This window comes from Streptomyces sp. NPDC049837 (assembly GCF_040674455.1).
GTDB lineage: Bacteria > Actinomycetota > Actinomycetes > Streptomycetales > Streptomycetaceae > Streptomyces.
Window position 1 is genome coordinate 1 of the sequence record NZ_JBFAMP010000007.1, and the last position, 25,750, is coordinate 25,750.

Genomic DNA, 25,750 nt, shown 5'->3' on the forward strand with positions numbered 1-25,750 from the left:
TTTCAGCGCCGATGGTACTGCAGGGGGGACCCTGTGGGAGAGTAGGACGCCGCCGAACAATTATTGGCCTCAGGCCCTGGACTTCGTGTCCGGGGCCTGAGGCTTTTCTGCGTTCATACGCCGCGCTCTGCCCCCGGGCGGACGGTGGGGACTTGAGGGAGGGTCACCATGCGCTGCGTCAGCGCCGGTTAGGCATTCCCGCTCGTTCGGGGTATGCTTTATCCCGTTGCCGAGGGGGAAACCCCGAAGCGACTAGCCGGCCCCTATAGCTCAGTCGGCAGAGCGTCTCCATGGTAAGGAGAAGGTCAACGGTTCGATTCCGTTTGGGGGCTCTGAACGAAAAGAAGGCCCCCGCCCAAGTGGCGGGGGCCTTCTTCATGTTGACGGGGAATCACTCCTGGTGGGGCTCCGGGACGCGCATCGCGAGGATGGCCATGTCGTCGGACGGCGGCTCCGCGGCGAAGCGCTCGACCGCGCGCATGATGCGGGCGGTGACCGCGCCGGCCGTCAGGCCCGTACACGTGGTGAGGACCTCGGTGAGGCCGTCGTCGCCCAGCATGCGCGGGCCCTCGCGGCGCTCGGTGACGCCGTCGGTGACGCACAGGAGGACGTCGCCCGGGTCGAGGGTGACGGTCTGCTCGTACAGCTCCAGGTCGTCCATGACGCCGAGGAGCGGCTGCGGGTCGGCGGCCGGCTCGACCGTGCCGTCCTGGCGGAGGCGCAGCGGGAGCGGGTGGCCGGCGCAGACGACCTTGAGGAGGGCGCTGCCGTCCTCCTGGGGCCACAGCTCGCCGTACAGGAGGGTGAGGAAGCGGCTGCGGGCGCCCTCGTCGAGGATGGCGGCGTTCAGGCGCTCCAGGACCGCCGGGCCGCCGAAGCCCTCGCGGGCCAGCAGGCGCAGCGCGTGGCGGGCGAGGCCGGTGACGGCGGCCGCCTCCGGGCCCGTACCGCAGACGTCGCCGATGGCGAAGCCGTACGCGTTGTCACGGATCGGGAAGAGGTCGTAGAAGTCGCCGCCGACCTCGTTGCCCTCGCCGGCCGCGCGGTAGATGACGTCGACCTCGACGCCGGGCACCTGGGGGAGGCCCGGGGGCAGCAGGCTGCGCTGGAGGGACTGGCTGATGGCCATGCGCTCCGAGTACAGCCGGGCGTTGTCCAGGGCCAGGGCGGCCCGGCGGGAGAGGTCCTCGGCGAGCTCCAGGATCTCCTGGCGGAAGTGGTCGTCGGAGGGCTTGCCGAGGGTCAGCATGCCGATGACGCGGTTGCGGGCGACCAGGGGGAGGACGACGGTCTCGCCGCCGACCGCGGCGGCCGTGGCCAGCGTCGTACCGATGCCGGAGGAGACGGGGCTGGAGGCGAGGCCCAGCTCGCGCATGGAGGTGCGCAGCGCCGCCTGGTGGGCGGCGTCGGCGGGGGCCGTCCAGACGCGCGCTCCCGGGGACGGGACGGGCTCGGGCGGGGGGATCTTGGACAGGAGGGCCTTGAGGCCGTCGATGCGCTCCTCGTCCTCGTGGAGGACGTACGAGAGGTACGGCTCGGAGGTCGGGTCGGCGATCGTGTAGACGGCGCACCAGGTCGCGAGGGTGGGGACCGTCATCTGGGCCATCAGGGCGAGGGTCTGGTCGCGGTCGAGGGTGCCGGCGAGCAGGTCGGAGGCCTCGACGAGGAAGCTGAGGGAGCCGCGGCGGAGGCGTTCGAGCTCGCCGAGGCGGGCGGACTCGACGGCGAGGGCGATGCGGTCGGCGGCGAACTGGAGGCGGAGGGCCTCCTCGTTCGAGTACCGCCCGGCGGCCTCGGCGGCGACGCCCAGGGAGCCGGTGAGACGGCCCTCCACCTTGAGCGGGACGGTGACGACCGAGCGCATGCCGGTGCCGTTGAGGAGCGGGACCGAGCCGGGGACGGCCAGGAGGTCCTCGTGGACGGCGGGCATGCGGGCGGAGGAGTAGCGGCCGGTGCCGGCGGCCTCGACGGGGACGCGGGCGAAGCGCTGGCGGGCGGAGGGCAGGCCGGTGGTGGCCCGTACCTCCAGCTCGGTCTCGTCGTCGGTGGCGAGCAGGAGGAAGGCGGCGTCGCCGTCCAGCATGTCGCGGGCGCGCTCGACGGTGCGCTGGAGGAGGCCGTCGAGGTCGTCGGGGGCGGGGGAGCCGATGAAGACCTCGAACGGGTCGGTGGTGCGGCTCTCGCTGCTGGAGTCGACGGGGGTGCGCTGCGGGGACTGGAGGATGGCGCGTTCGTAGTCCCGTACGAGGAGGCAGACGGTGGACGGCTCACCTTGGGTGTCACGTACGCGCAGGTGGGAGGCGTAGACGGGGATGACGCGGCCGTCGGTGCCGCGGATGCCGTAGCTTCCCTCCCAGCGGGAGAGGCGCAGGGCCTCGGCGATGCCGGTGCCGATGCCGGGGGTGTGGGGCCAGGCGGCGAAGTCGCCGAGGGGCTTGCCGACGACCTGGTCGGCGGCGTACCCGAAGAGGTGCTCGGCGTCCTCGTTCCAGGCGGTGATGGTGCCGTGCCGGTCGATCTGGGCCACGGCGACGCGGACCCGGTCGTCGGCGACCGGGAGGAGGTCGGTGGGCAGCAGGGGGCCGGCGGAGCGGGTGCCGACGGGGCGTTCGGGGAGGTCGAGCTGGAACCAGACCTGTTTGTGGGTGGGGGAGTACTCCACGCCCCAGCGGGAGGCGAGGGCGGCGCACAGGAGCAGTCCCCGGCCGTTCTCGCTGTCGGGGCTGCTCAGGGAGCGGCCGGTGCCCTGGAGGGGCACCTCGCGCTCGGGGTAGCGGTCGGCGACCTCGATGCGTACGCCGTTCTCCGTGCGGAGGCACAGGACGTCGGCGGCGGTGCCGGCGTGGATGACGGCGTTGGTGACGAGTTCGCTGGTCAGGACCACGGCGTCGTCGACGACGTCGGTGTACCCCCAGCCCTGGAGGGTGTCCCGGACGAAGGCCCGGGCGGTCGCCACGGACCGTCCCACGGGTTCGAAGGTGGCGGCCGCCCGAGCGGTGATCACAGAACTCCTCGTACGCGTCTCGACGCCCGGCTCTGCCATGATCGGCCCTGCCCCTCCCCGGTGCCCGGTGGTCATACAGCGTCGCGCCGCCCCTGCCGGGCGGACCGGGGCGGTTGGACAGCCGGATGCCAGGTTACTTACCTTCGCTGTCCGGGCGGATGGTGGTCACCGCTGTTTCCGTCCCCCGAGGACGGGGACGTTATGCGAAGCTGCCGAACTGTTATGGCCTGGTTCTGTCGTGGTGAAACACTGGGAAGGCTTCCGGCGGCAGAGGGAGCGGCAATGCCCGAGCAGTACGGTCAACCCCTGCGGGAGGGACACGGTGGAGTCTGGCGTGACGGCGCGGGGCGGTAGCACGCGCGCGAAGGGCGGACGGACCCGGAGCGGTGGGACCGTCGAGGTGGACGCCGCTGCCCTGGAGCGGCTGCTCGCGGCTCTGGTGTCGATGCGGGACGGCAATGTCCGCAAGCGCCTGACCGTGACGGGTGACGGCGTGATGGCGGAGATCGCCTCCGTCTTCAATGAGGTCGCCGACCGGCAGATGCACCTGACCGGTGAGCTGTCGCGGGTGCGGCGGGTCGTCGGGCGGGAGGGCAAGCTGTCCGAGCGGCTGGAGGTCGGGGCCGGCGAGGGGGCGTGGGCCCAGGCCATCGAGGCCGCGAACGCGCTGGTGGACGACATGACGCGGCCCGTCTCCGAGGTGGGGCGGGTGCTGTCCGCGGTCGCGGAGGGTGACCTCGAGCAGCGCATGGAGTTGCGTTCGGAGGGTACGGACGGGTCGGCGCGGCCGCTGCGGGGCGAGTTCCTGAAGGTCGCCCGTACGGTGAACAACCTGGTTGACCAACTGTCGGCGTTCACCGACGAGGTGACGCGGGTGGCGCTGGAGGTCGGTACCGAGGGCAAGCTGGGCGGCCAGGCGCAGGTGCGCGGTATGTCGGGTTCGTGGAAGGACCTGACGGATTCGGTCAACACCATGGCGTACCGGCTGACCGCTCAGGTGCGTGACATCGCTCTCGTGACGACGGCGGTCGCCAAGGGCGATCTGTCGCGGAAGGTCACCGTCCATGTGGCCGGTGAGATGCTCCAGCTCAAGAACACCGTCAACACGATGGTGGACCAGCTCTCGTCGTTCTCGTCCGAGGTGACGCGGGTCGCGCGTGAGGTGGGTACGGAGGGCGAGCTGGGCGGCCAGGCCGAGGTGCCGGGCGTGGCCGGTGTGTGGAAGGACCTGACCGACTCCGTCAACACGATGGCGGGGAACCTGACCTCCCAGGTGCGGGGCATCGCCGAGGTGACGACGGCCGTCGCCAACGGCGACCTGTCGCAGAAGGTGACGGTGAGCGCGCGGGGTGAGGTGGCGCAGCTCGCCGACACGATCAACCAGATGACCGAGACGCTGCGGACGTTCGCCGACGAGGTGACGCGGGTGGCGAGCGAGGTCGGCGCCGAGGGGCTGCTGGGCGGTCAGGCGCAGGTGCCGGGCGCGGCGGGCACGTGGAAGGACCTGACCGATTCGGTCAACACGGTCTTCCGGAACCTGACGACGCAGGTGCGGGACATCGCGACGGTGACGACGGCGGTCGCGAACGGTGACCTGTCGCAGAAGGTCACGGTCGACGTGGCCGGTGAGATGCTGGAGTTGAAGAACACCGTCAACACGATGGTGGACCAGCTCTCGGCGTTCGGTTCCGAAGTGACCCGTGTGGCGCGGGAGGTCGGCGTCGAGGGCCGGCTGGGCGGCCAGGCGGAGGTGCCGGGCGCGGCGGGGACGTGGAAGGACCTCACCGACTCGGTGAACACGGCGTTCCGCAACCTCACGGGCCAGGTGCGGGACATCGCGCAGGTGACGACGGCGGTGGCGAACGGCGACCTGACGCAGAAGGTCACCGTCGATGTCGCGGGCGAGATGCTGGAGTTGAAGAACACCGTCAACACGATGGTGGCGCAGCTCTCGTCGTTCGCCGACCAGGTGACGCGGATGGCGCGGGACGTGGGTACGGAGGGCCGCCTCGGCGGGCAGGCACGCGTACCCGGTGTCTCCGGTACGTGGAAGGAGCTCACCGACTCCGTCAACTTCATGGCCGGCAACCTCACCTCGCAGGTGCGTCAGATCGCGCAGGTGACGACGGCGGTGGCGCGGGGTGACCTGTCGCAGAAGATCGACGTGGACGCGCGCGGGGAGATCCTGGAGCTGAAGAACACCATCAACACGATGGTGGACCAGCTCTCCGCGTTCGCCGAGCAGGTGACCCGGGTGGCCCGCGAGGTGGGCACGGACGGGCGGCTCGGCGGGCAGGCGCAGGTGCCGGGCGTGGCCGGTGTGTGGCGCGACCTGACGGACTCGGTGAACGGCATGGCCGGGAACCTGACCGCCCAGGTGCGCAACATCGCGCAGGTCGCGACCGCCGTGGCGCGGGGTGACCTGTCGCAGAAGATCGACGTGGACGCGCGCGGGGAGATCCTGGAGCTGAAGAACACCCTCAACACGATGGTGGACCAGCTCTCCAACTTCGCCGAGCAGGTGACCCGGGTGGCCCGTGAGGTGGGCACCGAGGGCATCCTGGGCGGTCAGGCGGAGGTACAGGGCGTCTCCGGCACCTGGAAGGACCTGACCCAGTCCGTCAACTCGATGGCGAACAACCTCACCTCCCAGGTGCGCAACATCGCCGAGGTGACGACGGCGGTCGCCAAGGGCGACCTGTCGAAGAAGATCACCGTCGATGCCCGGGGCGAGATCCTCGACCTCGTCACCACCGTCAACACGATGGTCGACCAGCTCTCCAACTTCGCGGACGAGGTGACGCGAGTCGCCCGTGAGGTGGGTACGGAGGGCATCCTCGGCGGTCAGGCCCGGGTGCGGGGCGTCACCGGCATCTGGAAGGACCTGAGCGACAACGTCAACGTGATGGCCAACAACCTGACCTCTCAGGTGCGGAACATCTCGCGGGTGTCGTCGGCGGTCGCCAACGGTGACCTGACCAAGAAGGTGACGGTGGAGGCGCGCGGCGAGGTCGCCGAGCTCGCCGACACGGTCAACACGATGGTGACGACGCTGTCCTCGTTCGCCGACGAGGTGACGCGAGTGGCGCGTGAGGTGGGTACGGAGGGCGAGCTGGGCGGCCAGGCCCGGGTGCCCGGCGTCTCGGGTACGTGGAAGGACCTGACCGAGTCGGTGAACTCGATGGCGTCCAACCTGACCGGTCAGGTGCGCCAGATCGCCACGGTCACCACCGCCATCGCCAAGGGCGACCTCACCAAGAAGATCGACATCGACGCGCGCGGTGAGATCCAGGAGCTGAAGAACACCATCAACACGATGGTCGACCAGCTCTCGTCGTTCGCCGAGGAGGTCACCCGCGTCGCCCGCGAGGTGGGCACGGAGGGCATCCTGGGCGGCCAGGCGCGCGTACGGGACGTCGACGGCACCTGGCGCGACCTGACCGAGTCGGTGAACGAGATGGCCGGGAACCTGACCCGCCAGGTGCGCGCCATCGCGGCCGTCGCCACGGCGGTGACCCGCGGCGACCTGAACCTGAAGATCGACGTGGACGCGGCGGGCGAGATCCAGGTCCTCCAGGACAACATCAACACCATGATCGCCAACCTGCGCGACACCACCCTCGCCAACGAGGAGCAGGACTGGCTCAAGGGCAACCTGGCCCGGATCTCCGGCCTCATGCAGGGCCGGCGCGACCTCGACGACGTGGCCTCGCTGATCATGAGCGAGCTCACCCCGGTCGTCTCGGCGCAGCACGGCGCGTTCTTCCTGGCGATGCCGACCGGTGGCGGCGGCGAGATCGGGGCGGACGAGGACGGCTCGTACGAGCTGGTCATGCGCGGCAGCTACGGCTACTCGTCCGGGTCGATGCCCACGTCGTTCCGGCCGGGCGAGACGCTGATCGGTACGGCGGCCGAGGAGAAGCGGACCATCCAGGTCAATGTGCCGCCGGGTTACCTGAGGATCTCCTCCGGGCTCGGTGAGGCGGCCCCGGCGCATGTGATCGTGCTGCCGGTGCTCTTCGAGGGGAAGGTCCTCGGGGTGATCGAGCTGGCGTCGTTCCAGCCGTTCACCCAGATCCAGCGGGACTTCCTCAACCAGATCGCCGAGATGATCGCGACGAGCGTCAACACCATCAGCGTCAACACCAAGACCGAGGTGCTGCTGAAGCAGTCGCAGGAGCTGACCGAGCAGCTCCGCGAGCGCTCGGCCGAGCTGGAGAGCCGGCAGAAGGCCCTCCAGGACTCCAACGCCGAGCTGGAGGAGAAGGCCGAGCTGCTGGCCCAGCAGAACCGCGACATCGAGGTGAAGAACACCGAGATCGAGGAGGCCCGGCAGGTCCTGGAGGAGCGGGCCGAACAGCTCGCGGTCTCCATGCGCTACAAGTCCGAGTTCCTGGCGAACATGTCGCACGAGCTGCGTACGCCGCTGAACTCGCTGCTCATCCTGGCGAAGCTGCTCGCCGACAACGCGGACGGGAACCTGTCGCCCAAGCAGGTCGAGTTCGCCGAGACCATCCACGGGGCGGGCTCGGACCTGCTCCAGTTGATCAACGACATCCTGGACCTGTCGAAGGTCGAGGCGGGCAAGATGGACGTCAGCCCGACCCGGATCGCGCTGGTCCAGCTCGTCGACTACGTGGAGGCCACCTTCCGGCCGCTGACCGCCGAGAAGGGGCTCGACTTCTCGGTGCGGGTCTCGCCGGAGCTGCCCGCGACGCTGCACACCGACGAGCAGCGGCTGCTCCAGGTGCTGCGGAACCTGCTGTCGAACGCGGTGAAGTTCACCGACAGCGGGGCGGTCGAGCTGGTGATCCGGCCGGCCAGGGCGGACGTACCGCAGTCGATCCGGGAGCAGCTCCTGGAGGCCGGTTCGCTGCGCGACCCGGAGGGCGACCTGATCGCCTTCTCGGTGACGGACACCGGTATCGGTATCGCGGCCAGCAAGATGCGGGTGATCTTCGAGGCGTTCAAGCAGGCGGACGGCACGACCAGCCGCAAGTACGGCGGTACGGGGCTGGGGCTGTCGATCAGCCGCGAGATCGCCCGGCTGCTGGGCGGTGAGATCCACGCGGCGAGCGAGCCGGGCCGCGGGTCGACGTTCACGCTGTACCTGCCGCTGCACCCGAGCGAGCTGCCCCCGCAGGGCTACGGGCACGGCCCCGGCGCGGACCTGCGCCAGAGCGCCGAGGACGCCGTACTGGACGGGCAGGGCGCCGAGCCGGGTACCGGTGCCGACTCCGACCGCCCCGAGCGCTCCGACCGGCGCTCCGGCGCGGGTGCCCTGTTCCGGCACCGCCGCCGGGCGGCGCTGGGCGCCGTGGAGCAGCGGACCGCGCTGCCGGGCCAGCCCGGGCAGCCGGGCGCGGCGCCGTCCGGGGCGGCGGGCTCGTCGGGTGCCGGGGCGCCGGGGGCGTCCGGGGCGCCGGAGGCGTGGGCGGCGGCCGGGCAGGAGGCGAGCGAGCCGAGGCCCACCTTCGAGTTCCACGGCGAGAAGGTGCTGATCGTCGACGACGACATCCGCAATGTCTTCGCGCTCACCAGCGTGCTGGAACAGCACGGCCTGTCGGTGCTGTACGCGGAGAACGGCCGGGAGGGCATCGAAGTCCTGGAGCAGCACGACGATGTGACGGTCGTGCTGATGGACATCATGATGCCCGAGATGGACGGCTATGCGACGACGACGGCGATCCGCCGGATGCCGCAGTTCGCCGGGCTGCCGATCATCGCGCTCACCGCCAAGGCGATGAAGGGCGACCGGGAGAAGGCGATCGAGTCGGGCGCTTCCGATTACGTTACGAAGCCGGTGGATCCGGATCATCTGCTGTCGGTCATGGAGCAGTGGATGCGCGGAGAGTGAGCGGAGGAGGGTCGAATCCTGGCGAGTTGCTGACTGACTGTGGTCGAAAGCGTGTGAGAGGGCGGTATTCGGGGAACCTTCTGGTCTCCCACCGCGTTTCTGCTACGTGCACAGTGACATCGCGGTGACAGGGTGTGGTGACAGGCGGGGTGCGGCTACCATGACCGGCACAAGGACGGACGGCGCAAGGGAGTCGTCCCCTGGGGCGGCGCCCGGCCAACTGCCGGGGCGAGGAGGACGGGCCATGGTGCAGAAGGCCAAGATCCTCCTGGTCGATGACCGACCGGAGAATCTGCTGGCGCTGGAGGCCATCCTCTCTGCGCTCGATCAGACGCTGGTGCGGGCATCGTCAGGGGAGGAAGCGCTCAAAGCGCTGCTGACGGACGACTTCGCGGTCATTCTGCTGGACGTCCAGATGCCAGGTATGGACGGTTTCGAGACCGCCGCGCACATCAAGCGTCGGGAACGGACACGGGACATCCCGATCATCTTCCTGACGGCGATCAACCACGGCCCGCACCACACCTTCCGGGGGTACGCGGCGGGCGCCGTGGACTACATCTCCAAGCCCTTCGACCCCTGGGTGCTGCGCGCCAAGGTCTCGGTCTTCGTCGAGCTGTACATGAAGAACTGTCAGCTCCGCGAGCAGGCCGCCCTGCTGCGCCTCCAGCTCGAAGGCGGCGGCCAGGGCGGAGCCGTCAAGGAGTCGCCCGGTCTCCTGGCGGAACTGTCCGCGCGGCTCGCGGCAGTTGAGGAGCAGGCGGAAGCGCTGTCCAAACAGCTCGACGACGACTCGGCGGACGCCGCGGCCGTCGCCACCGCCGCGCACCTGGAGCGCAAGCTCACCGGGCTGCGCCGGGCGCTGGACGCGCTCGAACCGGGCACCGGGGGCGGCGGCTCGCCCACACTGCCGGCGCAGAACTGACGTCTTCTCACGGTCCGGCCGCCGCCCGGCTGAGCGGGCGTCAGCTTCTCGTACTCGACCGGAACGACACGAACGGGTGAAGCGGTGGGCACACGTGTCCACCGCGCCCCACACCGGTAACCTCACCCCCATGGCCTCACGTACGTCCGGCAAGGGTTCCCCAGGCACGGCGGGCACCGCGAAGCCGCGCGCCGGCCGTACGACCGGCGCTGCGAAGAAGGCGGCGCCCGCGAAGTCACCCGCGAAACCCGCCAAGAAGGCCGCGCCCGCGGCCAAGTCCGCCGCCAAGAGCGCGAAGAAGGCGCCCGCCAGGCCCGCCAAGAGGGCGGCGGCCAAGAAGCCCGCACCCAAACCCGCGCCGTCGCCCACCGGGGGCGTGTACCGGCTCGTGCGCGCCCTCTGGCTGGGCCTCGCGCACGCGGTCGGCGCCATGTTCCGTGGCATAGGGCGCGGCGCCAAGGGGCTCGACCCGGCGCACCGCAAGGACGGCCTCGCCCTGCTGCTGCTCGGCGTCGCCCTGATCGTGGCCGCCGGCACCTGGGCCAACCTGAAGGGACCGGTCGGCGACCTGGTCGAGATGCTCGTGACCGGCGCCTTCGGCCGGCTCGACCTGCTCGTACCGCTCCTCGTGGGCGCGATCGCCGTCCGGCTGATCCTCCATCCCGAGAAGCCCGAGGCCAACGGCCGGATCGTCATCGGGCTGTCCGCGCTCGTCATCGGCGTGCTCGGCCAGGTCCACATCGCCTGCGGCTCGCCCGGGCGTGACGAGGGCAGCGAGGCGGTGCGGGACGCGGGCGGGCTGATCGGCTGGAGCGCCTCCAAGCCGCTGATCTTCATGATGGGCGAGGTCCTCGCCGTACCGATGCTCGTCCTGCTCACCGTCTTCGGGCTGCTCGTCGTCACGGCCACGCCCGTCAACGCCATCCCGCAGCGCCTCCGGGCGCTCGGCGCGCGCCTCGGGCTCGTCGAGCCCGGCGTACGGGAGGCGAGCGAGGACGACGAGCGGTACGACGACCAGTGGCGCGAGGCGCTGCCCGCCCGGTCGCGGCGGCGCGGTGCCGGTGCCGGGGCGTACGACCCCGACGGGGCCGAGGAGGAGGCGCTCACCCGGCGCAGGCGGCCCCGGAAGGCGGCAGCACCCGTGGAGCCCGACTTCGACCGGCCCATGGACGCCGTGGACGTCGCCGCGGCCGCTGCCGCCGCGCTGGACGGGGCGGTGCTGAACGGCATGCCGCCCTCGCCGCTGGTCGCCGACCTGACGCGGGACGTGACCGGCGACCGGGGGCGGGACGCACGCGAGGCGAGGAGCGGCCGGCCGGCCAGGGGCGGCGACACCGGCTCCGTACCGCCCGCGCGGGAGCCCGGCCGGGAGCCCGGTCGGGACTCTGCCCGGGAGGCGGAGACGCCGGGCGGCCTCGTACCGGACCTCACCAAGCCCGCACCCGTCCGGGACGAGCCGGAGGGGCTGCCGCCGCGCGCCGAGCAGCTCCAGCTCGCCGGGGACATCACGTACGCCCTGCCCTCGCTGAACCTGCTGGAGCGCGGCGGGCCGGGCAAGACCCGCAGCGCCGCCAACGACGCGATCGTCGCCTCACTGACGACGGTCTTCTCGGAGTTCAAGGTCGACGCGGCCGTCACCGGCTTCACGCGCGGCCCGACGGTCACCCGCTACGAGGTGGAGCTCGGCCCGGCCGTGAAGGTCGAGCGGATCACGGCGCTGACCAAGAACATCGCCTACGCCGTCGCCAGCCCCGACGTACGGATCATCTCGCCGATCCCGGGCAAGTCCGCCGTCGGCATCGAGATCCCGAACACCGACCGCGAGATGGTCAACCTCGGCGATGTGCTGCGCCTCGCGGACGCCGCCGAGGACGACCACCCGATGCTGGTCGCGCTCGGCAAGGACGTCGAGGGCGGCTACGTGATGGCCAACCTCGCGAAGATGCCGCACATCCTGGTCGCCGGTGCGACCGGCTCCGGCAAGTCGTCGTGCATCAACTGCCTGATCACGTCCGTGATGATAAGGGCGACCCCCGAAGACGTCCGGATGGTGCTCGTCGACCCCAAGCGGGTCGAGCTGACCGCGTACGAGGGCATCCCGCACCTGATCACCCCGATCATCACCAACCCCAAGCGGGCCGCCGAGGCCCTCCAGTGGGTCGTGCGCGAGATGGACCTGCGGTACGACGACCTCGCGGCGTACGGGTACCGGCACATCGACGACTTCAACGCCGCCGTACGGGCCGGCAAGGTCGAGCCGCCGCCGGGCAGCGAGCGCGAGCTCCAGCCGTACCCGTACCTGCTGGTCATCGTCGACGAGCTGGCCGACCTGATGATGGTCGCGCCCAGGGACGTCGAGGACGCCATCGTCCGCATCACCCAGCTCGCGCGGGCCGCCGGCATCCACCTGGTGCTCGCCACCCAGCGGCCCTCGGTCGACGTCGTGACCGGCCTGATCAAGGCGAACGTGCCCTCCCGGCTCGCCTTCGCCACGTCCTCGCTCGCCGACAGCCGGGTCATCCTGGACCAGCCGGGCGCCGAGAAGCTGATCGGCAAGGGCGACGGCCTGTACCTGCCCATGGGGGCCAACAAGCCGATCCGCATGCAGGGCGCCTTCGTGACCGAGGAGGAGGTCAAGGCGGTCGTCCGGCACTGCAAGGAGCAGATGGCGCCGGTCTTCCGGGACGACGTCACGGTCGGGACGAAGCAGAAGAAGGAGATCGACGAGGACATCGGCGACGACCTGGACCTGCTGTGCCAGGCCGCCGAGCTGGTCGTCTCCACGCAGTTCGGCTCCACGTCGATGCTCCAGCGCAAGCTGCGCGTCGGCTTCGCCAAGGCGGGCCGGCTGATGGACCTGATGGAGTCGCGCAACATCGTCGGACCGAGCGAGGGGTCCAAGGCGCGGGACGTCCTTGTCAAACCGGATGAGCTGGATGGAGTACTCGCTGTCATCCGTGGGGAGTCGGACTCGTAGGACTCTCACTCGTTAGGGAACCGTGAGCAACCGTTTCCCCCTCTTGTACGTCAAGTTGGAGGGAGAGGCGGAAAATAGTTGTCCCGCCCCTCGGACGCGCGGCCATTCCGATGGCGTACAAAGTGCGTCCGCCCGGTTGCTCCACCCTTTCGTACCACCCATAGACTGAACCTCCAGCAGGTGGTTACACGCTCGAAAGGCGCCCCCGTGTCCATCGGCAACTCCCCCGAAGACGACCGGCCTTCGACCCCCGACGACGCTGTCCCGGACGCTCCCGGGGCTCCGGACGCCTCCCATGTCCCGGACGCTCCCGACGCTCCGGACGTCCCGGACACTCCCGAGGACGCCCGGCCCTCGATCGGCCGTGTGCTGCGGCAGGCACGCACCGACGCCGGCCTGACGGTCGAGGAGGTCAGCACCTCCACCCGCGTCCGCATCCCGATCATCCACGCGATCGAGGACGACGACTTCACGCGATGCGGCGGCGACGTGTACGCCCGTGGCCACATCCGTACGCTTGCGCGTGCGGTCGGTCTCGATCCCGTCGCCCTGGTCGAGCAGTACGACGCCGAGCACGGCGGCCGTCCCGCGCCGACGCCCGCGGCGCCGCTGTTCGAGGCCGAACGCATCCGCCCGGACCGGCGGCGGCCCAACTGGACGGCCGCGATGGTTGCCGCGATCGTCGCGGTGATCGGTTTCGTCGGCTTCACCATGTTCAACGGTGACGGCGGCGGCTCCCGCAGCAACAACGTGGCCGAGGGCCCGGCTCCGGCGCAGAAGCCCACCAGCAAGCCGAAGCCGCCCAAGGCGGTCGCCCCGCCGCCCGCGCCGTCGGAGAGCGCCATCGCGGCGGCGCCCAAGGACAAGGTCACGGTCCGGCTGACCGCGACGGACGACAAGAGCTGGATTTCGGCCAAGGCGCGCGACGGCAAGCTGCTGTTCGACGGGCTGCTGCTCAAGGGCGACACCAAGACGTTCCAGGACGACGAGCGGCTGGACCTCATCCTGGGCAACGCCGGGGCGATCGAGCTCTTCGTGAACGGCAAGAAGGTCGAGGACGAGTTCGAGGCCGGCCAGGTCGAGCGCCTGTCGTACACGAAGGGCGACCCCCAGGTCGGCTGACCGCCGCGCCCGCGCCGGTGCCCGCCGCATCCGGGCCCGCCGCACCTGGCGGGCGGGTGTGCGGGGCGCCGTCCTCGGCGCAGTCCCGGCGGCGCGCGGCCGTGGCGGCGCTGTGGGGCTGTGGGGCGCTGTGGCGGGCGCTGTGGGGCGGCGGACCACCGGGTCGGGTGGTTTACGGACGGGGCATCGGGGGTGGCCCCGGACAGCGCTCAGGGGTGTGACCCCTGAGCGGCGGGGGTGTCGCTGGGACAAAGTAGTCTTGAGTCCATGCCCGAACGCCGTACCGTCGCCCTTGTCACTCTTGGCTGCGCCCGTAACGAGGTGGACTCGGAGGAGCTCGCAGGCCGCTTGGCAGCGGACGGCTGGGAGCTCGTCGAGGAAGCCGCCGACGCGGACGTCGCGGTCGTCAACACCTGTGGCTTCGTCGAGGCCGCCAAGAAGGACTCCGTCGACGCCCTGCTCGAAGCCAATGACCTCAAGGACCACGGCCGCACCCAGGCCGTGGTCGCCGTGGGCTGCATGGCCGAGCGGTACGGCAAGGAGCTCGCCGACGCGCTGCCCGAGGCCGACGGGGTGCTCGGCTTCGACGACTACGCCGACATCTCCAGCCGCCTCCAGACCATCCTGAGCGGCGGCAGCGTGGAGGCCCACACCCCGCGCGACCGGCGCCAACTGCTCCCGCTCAGCCCCGTGCAGCGGCAGCAGGCCGCCGCCGAGGTCGCCCTGCCGGGCCACTCCCAGGAGCCCGCGCCGGCCCCGGAGGACCTGCCCGAGGGCGTCGCCCCGGCGTCCGGGCCGCGCGCCCCGCTGCGCCGCCGGCTCGACACCAGCCCGGTCGCCTCGGTGAAGCTCGCCTCCGGCTGCGACCGCCGCTGCTCGTTCTGCGCCATCCCCTCCTTCCGCGGCTCCTTCGTCTCCCGGCGCCCCAGCGACGTCCTGGGCGAGACGCGCTGGCTGGCCGAGCAGGGCGTGAAGGAGATCATGCTGGTCTCCGAGAACAACACCTCGTACGGCAAGGACCTCGGCGACATCCGCCTCCTGGAGACCCTGCTGCCGGAGCTGGCGGCGGTCGACGGGATCGAGCGCGTACGCGTCAGCTACCTCCAGCCCGCCGAGATGCGGCCCGGACTCATCGACGTCCTGACGTCGACCGAGAAGGTCGCGCCGTACTTCGACCTGTCCTTCCAGCACTCGGCTCCCGACGTGCTGCGCTCCATGCGGCGCTTCGGGGACACCGACCGGTTCCTGGAGCTGCTGGACACCATCCGGGGCAAGGCGCCCCAGGCCGGTGTGCGGTCCAACTTCATCGTCGGCTTCCCCGGCGAGCGCGAGGAGGACTTCGCGGAGCTGGAACGCTTCATCACGCACGCCCGGCTCGACGCCATCGGCGTCTTCGGGTACTCGGACGAGGACGGCACGGAAGCCGCCACGTACGAGAACAAGCTCGACCAGGAGGTCGTCGACGAGCGGCTCGCCCACCTGTCCCGGCTCGCCGAGGAGCTGACCGCCCAGCGTGCGGAGGAGCGGCTCGGCGAGACCCTGGAGGTACTGGTCGAGTCGGTGGACGAGACGCCGGACGGGGACGGCGCCGTCGGCCGCGCCGCGCACCAGGCGCCCGAGACCGACGGCCAGGTGGTCTTCACCACGGCTGAGGGCCTGGTGCCCGGCCGTATGGTCTCGGCCAAGGTCGTCGGCACGGAGGGCGTCGACCTGCTGGCCCAGTGCCTTGAGGAGGCGGGCAGATGACCGGAGCCCCGGCATCCGCGGCGGGCGGTTCGGGTAGGCCGGCGCCCGGCGGCAAGCTGGGCGCTGCGGCCGTCAATCAGGCCAGCCTGTGGAACATCGCCAACATCCTCACCATGGTGCGGCTGGTGCTCGTGCCGGCCTTCGTGGTGCTCATGCTCCAGGACGGCGGGTACGACCCGGCCTGGCGCGCGTGGGCGTGGGCGGCGTTCGCCGTCGCCATGATCACCGACATCTTCGACGGCCACCTGGCGCGCGCGTACAACCTGGTCACGGACTTCGGGAAGATCGCCGACCCGATCGCCGACAAGGCGATCATGGCGGCCGGGCTGATCTGTCTGTCGGCGCTCGGGGACCTGCCCTGGTGGGTGACCGGCGTGATCCTCTTCCGTGAGCTGGGCATCACGCTGATGCGGTTCTGGGTGATCCGGCACGGAGTCATTCCGGCCAGTCGCGGCGGCAAGATGAAGACGCTGGCGCAGGGCACGGCGGTCGGGATGTACGTTCTGATGCTGACCGGGCCGCTCGCGACACTGCGCTTCTGGGTGATGGCGGTGGCCGTCGTGCTGACGGTCGTCACCGGTCTCGACTACGTGCGGCAGGCGGTGGTGCTGCGACGTCAGGGACTCGCCGCGGAACGGGCGGAGCGCTCCCAGAGGGAGTCGGGGCGATGAATCCGGCGGTGCGGGCTCTCACTCTCCTTGCGGAGAGTAATCAGACGGTCGCGGTCGCGGAGTCACTCACGGGTGGTCTGGTGGCGGCGGAGCTGACGTCCGTGCCCGGGGCCTCGAAATCGTTCCTGGGGTCGGTCACGGCGTACGCGACCGCGCTGAAGCAGGACCTGCTCGGCGTCGACGGGGCCCTGCTGGCGCAGCGCGGAGCCGTCGACCCGGAGGTCGCGTTGCAGATGGCGGCAGGTGTACGGGCCCGGATGGGGGCCGGATGGGGGATCGCCACGACCGGCGTCGCGGGGCCCGAGCCACAGGACGGGCAGCCCGTGGGCACGGTGTACGTGGCCGTCTGTGGGCCGGTCGGCGGGCCCCTCGGTGCGGGGAAAGTCGCCGCACTGCGATTGAACGGCGACCGTGCGGAAATCCGTAGAGAGAGTGTACGGAGCGTGCTGGAACTGCTCGCGGACCAACTCTCGGAGAACGCGCGGGCACAGGATACGGAACAGAACGGGGGGAACTGATGTTTGCAGCCCTGAGTGAACACGTCATCGCTCCCCGCACGGCCGCAGCGCGAGGCGGTACGGTGGGGCGTGAAGGATGCGGCTACACGGTCCGAGGAGGGAGCCACCGATGATTCTGCTCCGTCGCCTGTTGGGTGACGTGCTGCGTCGGCAGCGCCAGCGCCAGGGCCGTACTCTGCGCGAAGTCTCCTCGTCCGCCCGAGTTTCGCTCGGCTATCTCTCCGAGGTGGAGCGGGGGCAGAAGGAGGCTTCCTCCGAGCTGCTCTCCGCCATCTGCGACGCGCTTGACGTACGGATGTCCGAGCTCATGCGAGAGGTGAGCGACGAGCTCTCGCTGGCTGAGCTGGCCGAATCGGCAGCGGCGAGTGAGCCGGTGCCGGCACCAGTACGCCCAATGCTCAATTCTGTGTCCGTGACGTCGGTGGCGGGTGTGCCGACGGAGCGGGTGACGATCAAGGCGCCCGCGGAGGCGGTGGACGTCGTCGCCGCCTGAACATCCCTCTCCGCGTGACGTCGGCGGCTTCGCGTGAAGTTGTCGCTGCGCGGATGGGAAGCGCACGTTTTGGGCTGAGCCCCGGTCGGGTACCCGAATGGCCGACCGGGGCTTTCGTTTACTCCGAATGCCCGTTTTAGGTCGTATGTGCAATGGTGGTCGGGCGTGCGCTCCCGTCGCACGCCGGGAACGGAGGATTCGGATGTCTGTCGTGAAGAGCCCGCTGTCCGACGCCGACCTGAAGGTGGTCGGCGAAGCCCTGCAGGGCGCACTGGTGGACGCGGTGGACCTGTCCCTGGTGGCCAAGCAGGTGCACTGGAACGTGGTTGGGCCGCGCTTCCGCTCCATTCACCTTCAGCTCGACGAGGTCGTGGCCACTGCCCGCCAGCACTCCGACGTCATGGCGGAGCGCGCCTCGGCGCTGGGCGTCACCCCGGACGGGCGAGCCGGCACGATCGCGTCCAGTACGGCGATCAAGAATGTGCCGACCGGCTGGATCAAGGACGACGAAGCCGTGCGCATCATGGTCGACGCGCTCGTAACCGTCATCGGGCGGATGCGTGAGCGGATCGAAGAGACCGACAAGCCCGACCCGGTGACGCAGGACCTGCTGATCGAGCTCACCGCGGACCTCGAGAAGCACGCGTGGATGTTCCAGGCGGAAAGCCGCCAGGCGGACAACCCGTAGCGAGCCGGCGAGCACGGAGATGGACCGGACGGGAGGGTGTACCGCGGTGCCCGGCGTGCGCCGGAGGCGCGCAACGGTACGCCCTCCCGTCATGTGATCGTCCCGGTCTAGCGTCGACCGGAGGAGGCGGCCATGGTACGGCGACGGGTTCCCCTGCCGGCGCTCGCGCTCGCGCTGGTGCTGGGCGGGCTGTGGTGGTGGGCGGTGCTGAGACTGGCGCTGGCACCCGGGCAGGCCGGACTCGTCGAGGGCACCATGGCGGCGGGGGGCTGGGGGCTGAGCCTGCTACCCGTGCACGTGGCCTCGGCCCGTACCGCCCGTACCGCTCCGCGTCGCGCCGTGCCGCCTACCAGGGCATGGCTACGCCGCCGTTGGGGCGGAGGATCTGACCCGTCATGAAACGTGAGGCGTCGGAGGCGAGGTGGAGGACCGTGTGGGCGATGTCCTCCGGCTCCCCGACCCGGCCGAGAGGGGACATCCGCACCATGCCCGCCTCGATCCGCCGCTGCTGCTCGGCTTCATGGCGCTGTGTCATGGGTGTACGGACCCAGCCGGGCGCGACGGCGTTGACGCGGATGCCCTGCGGCCCCAGCTCGGTGGCGAGGGTCCGGGTGAGCTGGACCACGGCGGCCTTGGCGACGCTGTAGCAGAGCAGGCCCGGGCTCGCCGCGTCCACCGCGCCGGACGCCATCGTGACGATGGAGCCGGGCACGCCGTGCGCGATCATGGCGCGGGCCGCCTCCTGGCCCGCGTACAGGACGCCCTTGAAGTTGACGGCGAACACGCGGTCGAGGTCCTCGTCCGTCGTCTCCAGGACCGTGCTGGTGTGCATCACGCCCGCGATGGCGGCCATGACGTGGAGGGCGCCGGCGTCCCCCACGGCCGTGCGGAGGGCGGCGCGGTCGGTCACGTCGAGGGTGTGGGTGTGGGCCGTGCCGCCCTGCTTCCCGATCAGCGCACGTGTGCCGTGCAGGCCCACCGCGTCGCGGTCCGCGCAGTGGACGGTGGCGCCCGCCTCGGCGAGCAGGACGGCGGTCGCGCGGCCGATGCCGCCCGCGGCCCCGGTGACGAACGCGGTGCGGCCGGTGAGGTCGTACGCCGGGAGTGGCATGCCGGGACCGTACGACGTGATCTGACGGCCCGTCAATTGGTCGTCGATGGGGCGTCGGTTGGCCGTCAGTTGGTGGGAGGGGCCGGGTCCGGCCCGGGGCCCGACTGGCAGCCCGGGCACCAGTAGGAGACTCGGTCCCGTCCGGTCTCCTCCTTGTGGCGGATGGGGGTGCCGCAGCGGTAGCAGGGCTGGTTCTTGCGGCCGTAGACGTAGAGCTTGCGGTCGGGGCGGTCGGTGGTGGTGATCGTGCGGCGGTCGAAGCGTTCCTTGTTGGCCTCCAGGAGGCGGTGCGCGGTGGCGACCAGCCGTTCGGGAACGCCGGGCGGGAGCTCGCCGACCGGCAGCCAGGGCGTGACCCGGGCGAGGAAGGCGAGCTCGCACTTGTAGACGTTGCCGATGCCCGCCAGATTCCGCTGGTCCAGGAGCGCTTCGCCGAGCGGGCGGGAGGGGTCGGCGCACACCCTGCGCACCGCCTCCTCGAAGTCCCAGTCGGGACCGAGCAGGTCGGGCCCGAGGTGCCCGACGACGGACGGCTCGTCCTTCGTGCGGATCAGGTCCAGGACGGGAAGGCGGTAGCCGACGGCGGTGTGGGTGGTGGTTCCGAGGATGGCCCGGATCTGGTGGCCGGGGCCGCCGCTCCAGCGCTCCTCGGCTGCGTAGACGCGCCAGGCGCCGTCCATCTGGAGGTGGGAGTGGAGGGTGAGGCCGCCCTCGATGCGGGTGAGGAGGTGCTTGCCGCGCGGGGTGACGTCGAGCAGCGTCCGCCCGGTGAGGTCGGCGGTGGCCAGGCGCGGGACCCGCAGGTCGGAGCGGGTCAGGAGCTTGCCCGCGAGGGCGGTGTGCAGGCGCCGGGCGGTCAGCCAGACGGTGTCTCCTTCGGGCATGCGTCCATGATGCGGGAGGAGGGGGTGGTGGTGGGGGGCGGGGCGCCGGCCTGCTTTTCGGGGCGGGGGTGGGGGCGGCTCCGGGTGCGTGCGTGCGGGGCCGGGCTTGGGTGCGGGGCCAAGGAGTGTCCGGAGCCGTCCGGGGGCTTTAGGCGCGGAGGCGGAGTCCTCTCGGCGTCGCGTGGAAGCCGGCCGCCTCCAGGGAACGGGAGAGGGGGGAGGTGAGGGCGGCGGCGCCGTTGATCCGCTCGACCGTGACGGTGCCCAGCGAGCCCGCGCGGGCGGCCGCCGCGAGGGCGTCGGCGGCGGCACGGAGCGCAGGGTCGTCCGGTTCGGTGGGCCAGGACAGCAGGGTCTTGCCGCCGCGCTCCATGTAGAGCGTGAGCTCCCCGTCGACGAGGACGACGAGGGCGCCCGCCTTCCGGCCGGGTTTGTGGCCGGCGCCGGTGGGGGGCTCGGGCCAGGACAGCGCGGCGCCGTACGCGTTGGCCGGGTCGGCGGCGGCGAGGACGACCGCGCGCGGGGCGGCCGCGGAGTCGGCGCGGTCGCGGGCGGTGGCCGCCGCGCGGAGCCGGTCGACGGCGCCGTCCATCGCGAACTGGGCGGCTCCCAGGCCCTCGACGACATAGCCGCGGCGGGCCTGGCCGCTGTCCTCGAAGGCCGACAGGACGCGGTACGTCGCCGAGAAACCGCCCTCCACGCCTTCGGCGGCCACCGCGCCGCGTGTGACCACGCCGTGCCGGTCCAGCAGGGTGCGTGCCAGGGCGTGGGCGCGGTGGGTGGGCTCCGGCTCGGGCGGCGGGAGGAGGGACCAGCGGCCGCTGACGGTGGGCGGGCCGGAGCGGGACGCGGGGCGGCCGGCCGGGCGGGCGGCGGCGGTCAGTGTGCCGTACCGGCCGCGGGGGACCGTGCGCTTGGTGCGGTGGGCGGTGGAGCCCGCCGTACGGCCGGAGCCGAGCAGGGAGCGCAGCGGCGCCAGGGTGTCGTTGGTCAGTCGCCCGGACCAGGCCAGGTCCCACAGGGCGTCGGCGAGCTGGGGGTCGGTGGCGTCGGGGTGCGTGGTGGCGCGGACCTGGTCGGCGATCTGCCGGAAGAACAGGCCGTAGCCGCCGGAGAGGGCGGTCAGGACCGACTCGTGGAGGGCGGTGAGCTCCAGCGGGTGCGGCGGTGGGAGCAGCAGGGGCGCGGCGTCGGCCAGGTAGAGCGACACCCAGCCGTCCTTGCCGGGCAGGGCGCCCGCGCCGGCCCACACCACTTCGCCGGTGGTGGTCAACTCGTCGAGCATGGCCGGGCTGTAGCCGGTGACACGGGAGGGCAGGATCAGCTTTTCGAGGGCGGACGCGGGGACCGGGGCGCCCTGGAGCTGTTCGATGGCGCGGGCCAGGCCGTCGATGCCGCGCAGGCTGTTGCTGCCCAGGTGCTGCCACTGGGGCAGGAAGGTGGCGAGCGCGGCCGGCGGGACCGGCTCCAGCTCGTGGCGGAGGGCGGCCAGCGAACGGCGGCGCAGCCGGCGCAGCACGGCCGCGTCGCACCACTCCTGGCCGATGCCGGACGGGTGGAACTCGCCCTGGACGACGCGGCCGGCGGCGGCCAGGCGGTGCAGGGCGCCGTCGGTGACGGCGACGCCGAGGCCGAACCGGGCGGCGGCCTGGGCGGACGTGAACGGCCCGTGCGTGCGCGCGTACCGCGCCAGGAGGTCGCCGAGCGGGTCCTTGACCGGCTCGGTGAACGCCTCCGGGACGCCGACCGGCAGGGCGGTGCCCAGGGCGTCGCGCAGCCGGCCCGCGTCCTCGACGGCCGCCCAGTGGTCGGCGCCCGCGACCCGGACCCGGATGGCCCGGCGGGTCTTCGCCAGGTGCCGGGGCCAGTCGGGGTCGGCGCCCCGCTCGACCAGCTCGGCGTCGGTGAGGGGGCCGAGGACGCGCAGCACGTCGGCCACGCCCTCCACGTCCTTGACGCGGCGGTCCTCGGTCAGCCACTGGAGCTCGCTCTCCAGCTCGGTCAGGACGTCCGCGTCCAGCAGCTCGCGCAGCTCCGCCTGGCCCAGCAGCTCGGCCAGGAGCCGCGAGTCCAGGGACAGCGCGGCGGCCCGCCGCTCGGCGAGCGGCGAGTCACCCTCGTACAGGAACTGCGCCACGTAGCCGAACAGCAGCGAGCGGGCGAACGGGGACGGCTCGGGGGTGGTGACCTCGACCAGCCGGACGCGGCGGGCCTCGATGTCGCCCATCAGCTCCCTGAGACCGGGGACGTCGAAGACGTCCTGGAGGCATTCGCGGACCGCCTCCAGGACGATGGGGAACGAACCGAACTCGCTGGCCACCTGGAGCAGTTGGGCGGCGCGCTGGCGCTGCTGCCACAGGGGCGTGCGCTTCCCCGGACTGCGGCGCGGCAGCAGCAGGGCACGGGCCGCGCACTCCCGGAAGCGGGAGGCGAACAGCGCCGAGCCGCCGACCTGATCGGTGACGATCTGGTCGACCTCGCCCTTGTCGAACAGGACGTCGGCGGCGCCGACCGGCGCCTGGTCGCCGTCGTACTCCAGGCCCGGGGCGGCCGGGTCCTGGTCGAGCAGGTCCAGGCCCATCAGGTCCGCGTCGGGCAGCCGCAGCACGATGCCGTCGTCGGCGTGCATCACCTGGGCGTCCATGCCGTACCGCTCGCTGAGCCGGGCGCCCAGCGCCAGCGCCCACGGGGCGTGCACCTGCGCGCCGAACGGCGAGTGCACCACCACCCGCCAGTCGCCCAGCTCGTCACGGAACCGCTCCACGAGGATGGTGCGGTCGTCCGGCACATGGCCGCACGCCTGGCGCTGCTCGTCCAGGTACGCCAGGACGTTGTCCGCCGCCCAGGCGTCCAGGCCCGCCGCCAGCAGGCGCAGCCGCGCGTCGTCCGGCGCCAGCGAGCCCACCTCGCGGAGGAACGCCCCCACCGCACGGCCCAGCTCCAGCGGGCGGCCGAGCTGGTCGCCCTTCCAGAACGGCAGCCGGCCCGGCACACCCGGGGCGGGGGAGACCAGCACCCGGTCGCGCGTGATGTCCTCGATGCGCCACGAGGACGTGCCCAGGGTGAACACGTCGCCGACCCGCGACTCGTACACCATCTCCTCGTCCAGCTCGCCGACCCGCCCGCCGCCCTTCTTCGGGTCGGCGCCCGCCAGGAACACCCCGAACAGGCCCCGGTCGGGGATCGTTCCGCCGGAGGTGACGGCCAGGCGCTGCGCCCCCGGGCGGCCCGTCACCGTGCCCGCGACGCGGTCCCACACCACGCGCGGGCGCAGCTCGGCGAACGCGTCGGACGGATAGCGCCCGGCGAGCATGTCCAGGACGGCCGTGAACGCCGACTCGGGCAGTGAGGCGAAGGGCGCGGCCCGCCGGACGACGGCGAGCAGGTCGTCGAACTGCCAGGTGTCCAGGGCGACCATGGCGACGAGCTGCTGGGCCAGCACGTCCAGCGGATTGGCCGGGACCCGCATCGACTCGATGGAACCGGAGCGCATCCGCTCGGTGACCACCGCCGCCTGCACCAGGTCGCCCCGGTACTTGGGGAACACCACGCCCGTCGACACGGCGCCCACCTGGTGCCCGGCGCGGCCGACGCGCTGGAGGCCGGAGGCCACGGACGGCGGCGACTCGACCTGGACGACCAGGTCGACCGCCCCCATGTCGATGCCCAGCTCCAGGCTGGAGGTGGCGACCACGGCGGGCAGCCGGCCCGCCTTGAGGTCCTCCTCGACCAGGGCCCGCTGCTCCTTGGAGACCGAGCCGTGGTGCGCCCGCGCCAGCAGCGGCGGGGCGCCCTTCGCCGCGCCGGACTGGGCCATCACCTCGGCGGGGGACTGGTCGTCGGGGAGGGCCTCTCCCGTGGCCCGCTCGTAGGCGATCTCATTGAGCCGGTTGCACAGACGCTCGGCCAGCCGCCGGGAGTTGGCGAAGACGATCGTCGAGCGGTGAGCCTGGACGAGGTCGGCGATCCGCTCCTCGACATGCGGCCAGATCGACGGGCGCTCGGCCTGGTCCGTGTCCGTCGCGGGGGAGCCCCCGAGCTCGCCCAGGTCCTCGACCGGGACGACCACGGACAGGTCGAACTCCTTGCCGGAGGGCGGCTGGACGATCTCCACCTTCCGCCGCGGGGACAGATAGCGGGCGACCTCGTCCACCGGGCGGACCGTCGCGGACAGCCCGATACGGCGGGCCGGGCGCGGCAGCAGCTCGTCGAGCCGCTCCAGGGAGAGCGCGAGGTGGGCGCCCCGCTTCGTGCCCGCGACGGCGTGGACCTCGTCCAGGATCACCGTCTCGACGCCGGACAGGGCGTCCCGCGTGGCGGAGGTGAGCATCAGGAACAGCGACTCGGGCGTGGTGATCAGGATGTCCGGCGGGCGGGTGGCGAGCGAGCGCCGCTCGGCGGCCGGGGTGTCGCCCGAGCGGATGCCGACCCGCACGTCCGGCTCGGGCAGGCCGAGGCGGACGGACTCCTGGCGGATGCCGGTCAGCGGACTGCGCAGATTGCGCTCGACGTCGACCGCGAGCGCCTTGAGCGGAGACACGTACAGCACACGGCAGCGCTTCTTGGCGTCGGCCGGCGGCGGTGTGGACGCGAGCCGGTCCAGCGAGGCGAGGAACGCGGCCAGCGTCTTGCCGGACCCGGTCGGGGCCACGACGAGGACGTCCGAGCCCTCGCCGATCGCCCGCCAGGCACCTTCCTGGGCCGCGGTGGGCGCGCGGAAGGCCCCCGTGAACCAGCCGCGGGTCGCGGGGGAGAAGGAATCGAGCGCAGTCCTGGCCATGCCCCCCATCGTGCACCCCGCCACTGACAATCCGGCGCGGCAGCGCTGTCCGCACCGTGGACGCTCGGGTCAGCGGCGTGCGCGGGACGCAGAATGGAGGCATGGCGAGCAGGCGGGGACGGGAGAGCGAAGGCGAATGGGCCCGGCACTGGCAGTACCCCGGTGTGCCCGGGCTCGACCTGCTCCGCGCCCGCTACGTACGCCATTCCTTCACCCGGCACAGCCATGAGGGGTTCGTCCTCGGCGCCGTGCGGCGCGGGGTCGAGGACGTGATCATGCCTGAGGGCACCATCCGGGCCCGCCCCGGCACCGTTGTCATGATCAACCCCGAGGTGCCGCACTCCGCGCACGCCGGAGTGCCCGAGGGCTGGTCCTACGCCACCCTCTACCCGTCGTCGGCGCTCGTCGCCGCGATCGCGGAGGAGGAGACGACCCTGCGCGGCACCGCCGGCTTCGCCGAGACCATCGTCGAGGACGAGGACACCGCCCAGCTCATCAGCGCCGTTCACCGGGCGGCCGAGGAAGGCAACGCGCTGGCCGCCGACAGCCTCCTCCGGGTGGCCGTCGCCCGCCTGCTGCGCCGCCACGGCCAGTCGCTGCCCCGGCGCCGGCCGCTCGCCGCCGGGGCCCGCACGGCCGCCCTGGCCAGGGAGCTCCTCCAGCAGCGCATGGCCGAGCCGCCGTCCCTGGACGAGCTGGCGCGGGAGCTCGGCACCAGCCCCTTCGCCCTGTTGCGCGCCTTCAAGGCGACCTACGGCATGCCCCCGCACACCTGGCTGACCAACGCGCGCGTGCGTACCGCCCGGCACCTGCTGGAGTCCGGCACGTCCCCGGCCGCTGCCGCCGCCGCGGTCGGCTTCACCGACCAGCCCCACCTCAACCGGCACTTCACCCGGATCGTCGGGGTGCCGCCGGGCGCCTACCAGCGCGAGCGCGCAAGAACGTACAAGACCGGGGAGCCCCCGGGTTCGTAA

The 25,750-nt window shown here is 72.0% G+C and carries 15 protein-coding genes and 1 tRNA gene; 12 read left to right on the forward strand and 4 right to left on the reverse strand.

Going from position 1 to position 25,750, the window contains the following annotated elements; translation table 11 throughout:
- The first annotated feature begins 259 nt into the window (after positions 1-259).
- Positions 260-332, forward strand: a tRNA-Thr gene (locus AB0J57_RS20205).
- 59 nt (positions 333-391) lie between these two features.
- On the opposite strand, the gene AB0J57_RS20210 is transcribed toward AB0J57_RS20205, so the two are convergent.
- Complete coding sequence (locus AB0J57_RS20210; RefSeq protein ID WP_366129608.1) at positions 392-3,043, reverse strand: SpoIIE family protein phosphatase; 2,652 nt, start codon at positions 3,041-3,043, stop codon at positions 392-394.
- A 283-nt stretch (positions 3,044-3,326) separates the two neighbouring features.
- Between AB0J57_RS20210 and AB0J57_RS20215 the strand changes: the two genes are divergently transcribed.
- The 10 genes from AB0J57_RS20215 to AB0J57_RS20260 all read left to right on the forward strand — a co-directional run bounded on the left by AB0J57_RS20215 (position 3,327) and on the right by AB0J57_RS20260 (position 18,400).
- Positions 3,327-8,861, forward strand: a complete 5,535-nt coding sequence (locus tag AB0J57_RS20215; protein ID WP_366129609.1) for a HAMP domain-containing protein — start codon at positions 3,327-3,329, stop codon at positions 8,859-8,861.
- Between the two features lie 244 nt (positions 8,862-9,105).
- The gene (locus AB0J57_RS20220) at positions 9,106-9,786 is read left to right on the forward strand and encodes a response regulator (protein ID WP_366129610.1); all 681 of its coding nucleotides are present in this window, start codon (positions 9,106-9,108) and stop codon (positions 9,784-9,786) included.
- A gap of 130 nt (positions 9,787-9,916) precedes the next feature.
- A complete protein-coding gene (locus tag AB0J57_RS20225; protein ID WP_366129611.1) occupies positions 9,917-12,763 on the forward strand; it encodes a DNA translocase FtsK in 2,847 nt (948 codons plus the stop codon).
- Between the two features lie 207 nt (positions 12,764-12,970).
- Complete coding sequence (locus AB0J57_RS20230) at positions 12,971-13,885, forward strand: helix-turn-helix domain-containing protein (RefSeq protein WP_366129612.1); 915 nt, start codon at positions 12,971-12,973, stop codon at positions 13,883-13,885.
- 267 nt (positions 13,886-14,152) lie between these two features.
- Positions 14,153-15,631 (forward strand): 30S ribosomal protein S12 methylthiotransferase RimO, encoded by a 1,479-nt coding sequence (rimO, locus tag AB0J57_RS20235; RefSeq protein ID WP_366129613.1) that lies wholly within the window; start codon positions 14,153-14,155, stop codon positions 15,629-15,631.
- Positions 15,628-16,302, forward strand: coding sequence for a CDP-diacylglycerol--glycerol-3-phosphate 3-phosphatidyltransferase (pgsA, locus tag AB0J57_RS20240; RefSeq protein WP_366129614.1), 675 nt, complete (start codon positions 15,628-15,630; stop codon positions 16,300-16,302). The genes rimO and pgsA overlap by 4 nt, the downstream gene beginning before the upstream one ends.
- Positions 16,299-16,820: a CinA family protein gene (locus tag AB0J57_RS20245; RefSeq protein WP_366129615.1), complete on the forward strand. Its 522-nt coding sequence runs from the start codon at positions 16,299-16,301 to the stop codon at positions 16,818-16,820. Before pgsA ends, AB0J57_RS20245 begins: the two co-directional genes overlap by 4 nt.
- A gap of 109 nt (positions 16,821-16,929) precedes the next feature.
- Positions 16,930-17,313 (forward strand): helix-turn-helix transcriptional regulator, encoded by a 384-nt coding sequence (locus AB0J57_RS20250; protein WP_019889909.1) that lies wholly within the window; start codon positions 16,930-16,932, stop codon positions 17,311-17,313.
- Positions 17,314-17,515: 202 nt separating this feature from the next.
- Positions 17,516-18,001, forward strand: a complete 486-nt coding sequence (locus AB0J57_RS20255; RefSeq protein ID WP_366129616.1) for a DNA starvation/stationary phase protection protein — start codon at positions 17,516-17,518, stop codon at positions 17,999-18,001.
- Between the two features lie 132 nt (positions 18,002-18,133).
- Entirely contained in the window at positions 18,134-18,400 is a 267-nt protein-coding gene (locus tag AB0J57_RS20260) for a hypothetical protein (protein WP_366129617.1), read from the forward strand.
- Here the strand turns inward: AB0J57_RS20260 and AB0J57_RS20265 are convergent.
- The 3 genes from AB0J57_RS20265 to AB0J57_RS20275 all read right to left on the reverse strand — a co-directional run bounded on the left by AB0J57_RS20265 (position 18,348) and on the right by AB0J57_RS20275 (position 24,776).
- Positions 18,348-19,112, reverse strand: coding sequence for an SDR family NAD(P)-dependent oxidoreductase (locus tag AB0J57_RS20265; RefSeq protein WP_366129618.1), 765 nt, complete (start codon positions 19,110-19,112; stop codon positions 18,348-18,350). The two genes, AB0J57_RS20260 and AB0J57_RS20265, sit on opposite strands and share 53 nt — an antisense overlap.
- A gap of 65 nt (positions 19,113-19,177) precedes the next feature.
- Positions 19,178-19,996 (reverse strand): DNA-formamidopyrimidine glycosylase family protein, encoded by an 819-nt coding sequence (locus AB0J57_RS20270; protein WP_366129619.1) that lies wholly within the window; start codon positions 19,994-19,996, stop codon positions 19,178-19,180.
- Between the two features lie 148 nt (positions 19,997-20,144).
- Positions 20,145-24,776, reverse strand: coding sequence for an ATP-dependent helicase (locus tag AB0J57_RS20275; protein ID WP_366129620.1), 4,632 nt, complete (start codon positions 24,774-24,776; stop codon positions 20,145-20,147).
- 101 nt (positions 24,777-24,877) lie between these two features.
- Here AB0J57_RS20275 and AB0J57_RS20280 point away from each other — a divergent pair, with 101 nt between their 5' ends.
- Entirely contained in the window at positions 24,878-25,750 is an 873-nt protein-coding gene (locus tag AB0J57_RS20280) for an AraC family transcriptional regulator (RefSeq protein WP_366129621.1), read from the forward strand.

What these genes read in the sequence shown, in the direction of transcription:
- pgsA (WP_366129614.1), top strand. Translation starts at nt 15,628, where the DNA reads ATGACCGGAGCCCCGGCATCCGCGGCGGGCGGTTCGGGTAGGCCGGCG.
- AB0J57_RS20275 (WP_366129620.1), bottom strand. Translation starts at nt 24,776, where the DNA reads ATGGCCAGGACTGCGCTCGATTCCTTCTCCCCCGCGACCCGCGGCTGG.
- AB0J57_RS20225 (WP_366129611.1), top strand. Translation starts at nt 9,917, where the DNA reads ATGGCCTCACGTACGTCCGGCAAGGGTTCCCCAGGCACGGCGGGCACC.
- AB0J57_RS20245 (WP_366129615.1), top strand. Translation starts at nt 16,299, where the DNA reads ATGAATCCGGCGGTGCGGGCTCTCACTCTCCTTGCGGAGAGTAATCAG.
- AB0J57_RS20265 (WP_366129618.1), bottom strand. Translation starts at nt 19,112, where the DNA reads ATGCCACTCCCGGCGTACGACCTCACCGGCCGCACCGCGTTCGTCACC.
- AB0J57_RS20280 (WP_366129621.1), top strand. Translation starts at nt 24,878, where the DNA reads ATGGCGAGCAGGCGGGGACGGGAGAGCGAAGGCGAATGGGCCCGGCAC.
- AB0J57_RS20220 (WP_366129610.1), top strand. Translation starts at nt 9,106, where the DNA reads ATGGTGCAGAAGGCCAAGATCCTCCTGGTCGATGACCGACCGGAGAAT.
- AB0J57_RS20260 (WP_366129617.1), top strand. Translation starts at nt 18,134, where the DNA reads ATGGTACGGCGACGGGTTCCCCTGCCGGCGCTCGCGCTCGCGCTGGTG.
- AB0J57_RS20250 (WP_019889909.1), top strand. Translation starts at nt 16,930, where the DNA reads ATGATTCTGCTCCGTCGCCTGTTGGGTGACGTGCTGCGTCGGCAGCGC.
- AB0J57_RS20210 (WP_366129608.1), bottom strand. Translation starts at nt 3,043, where the DNA reads ATGGCAGAGCCGGGCGTCGAGACGCGTACGAGGAGTTCTGTGATCACC.
- AB0J57_RS20255 (WP_366129616.1), top strand. Translation starts at nt 17,516, where the DNA reads ATGTCTGTCGTGAAGAGCCCGCTGTCCGACGCCGACCTGAAGGTGGTC.
- rimO (WP_366129613.1), top strand. Translation starts at nt 14,153, where the DNA reads ATGCCCGAACGCCGTACCGTCGCCCTTGTCACTCTTGGCTGCGCCCGT.
- AB0J57_RS20270 (WP_366129619.1), bottom strand. Translation starts at nt 19,996, where the DNA reads ATGCCCGAAGGAGACACCGTCTGGCTGACCGCCCGGCGCCTGCACACC.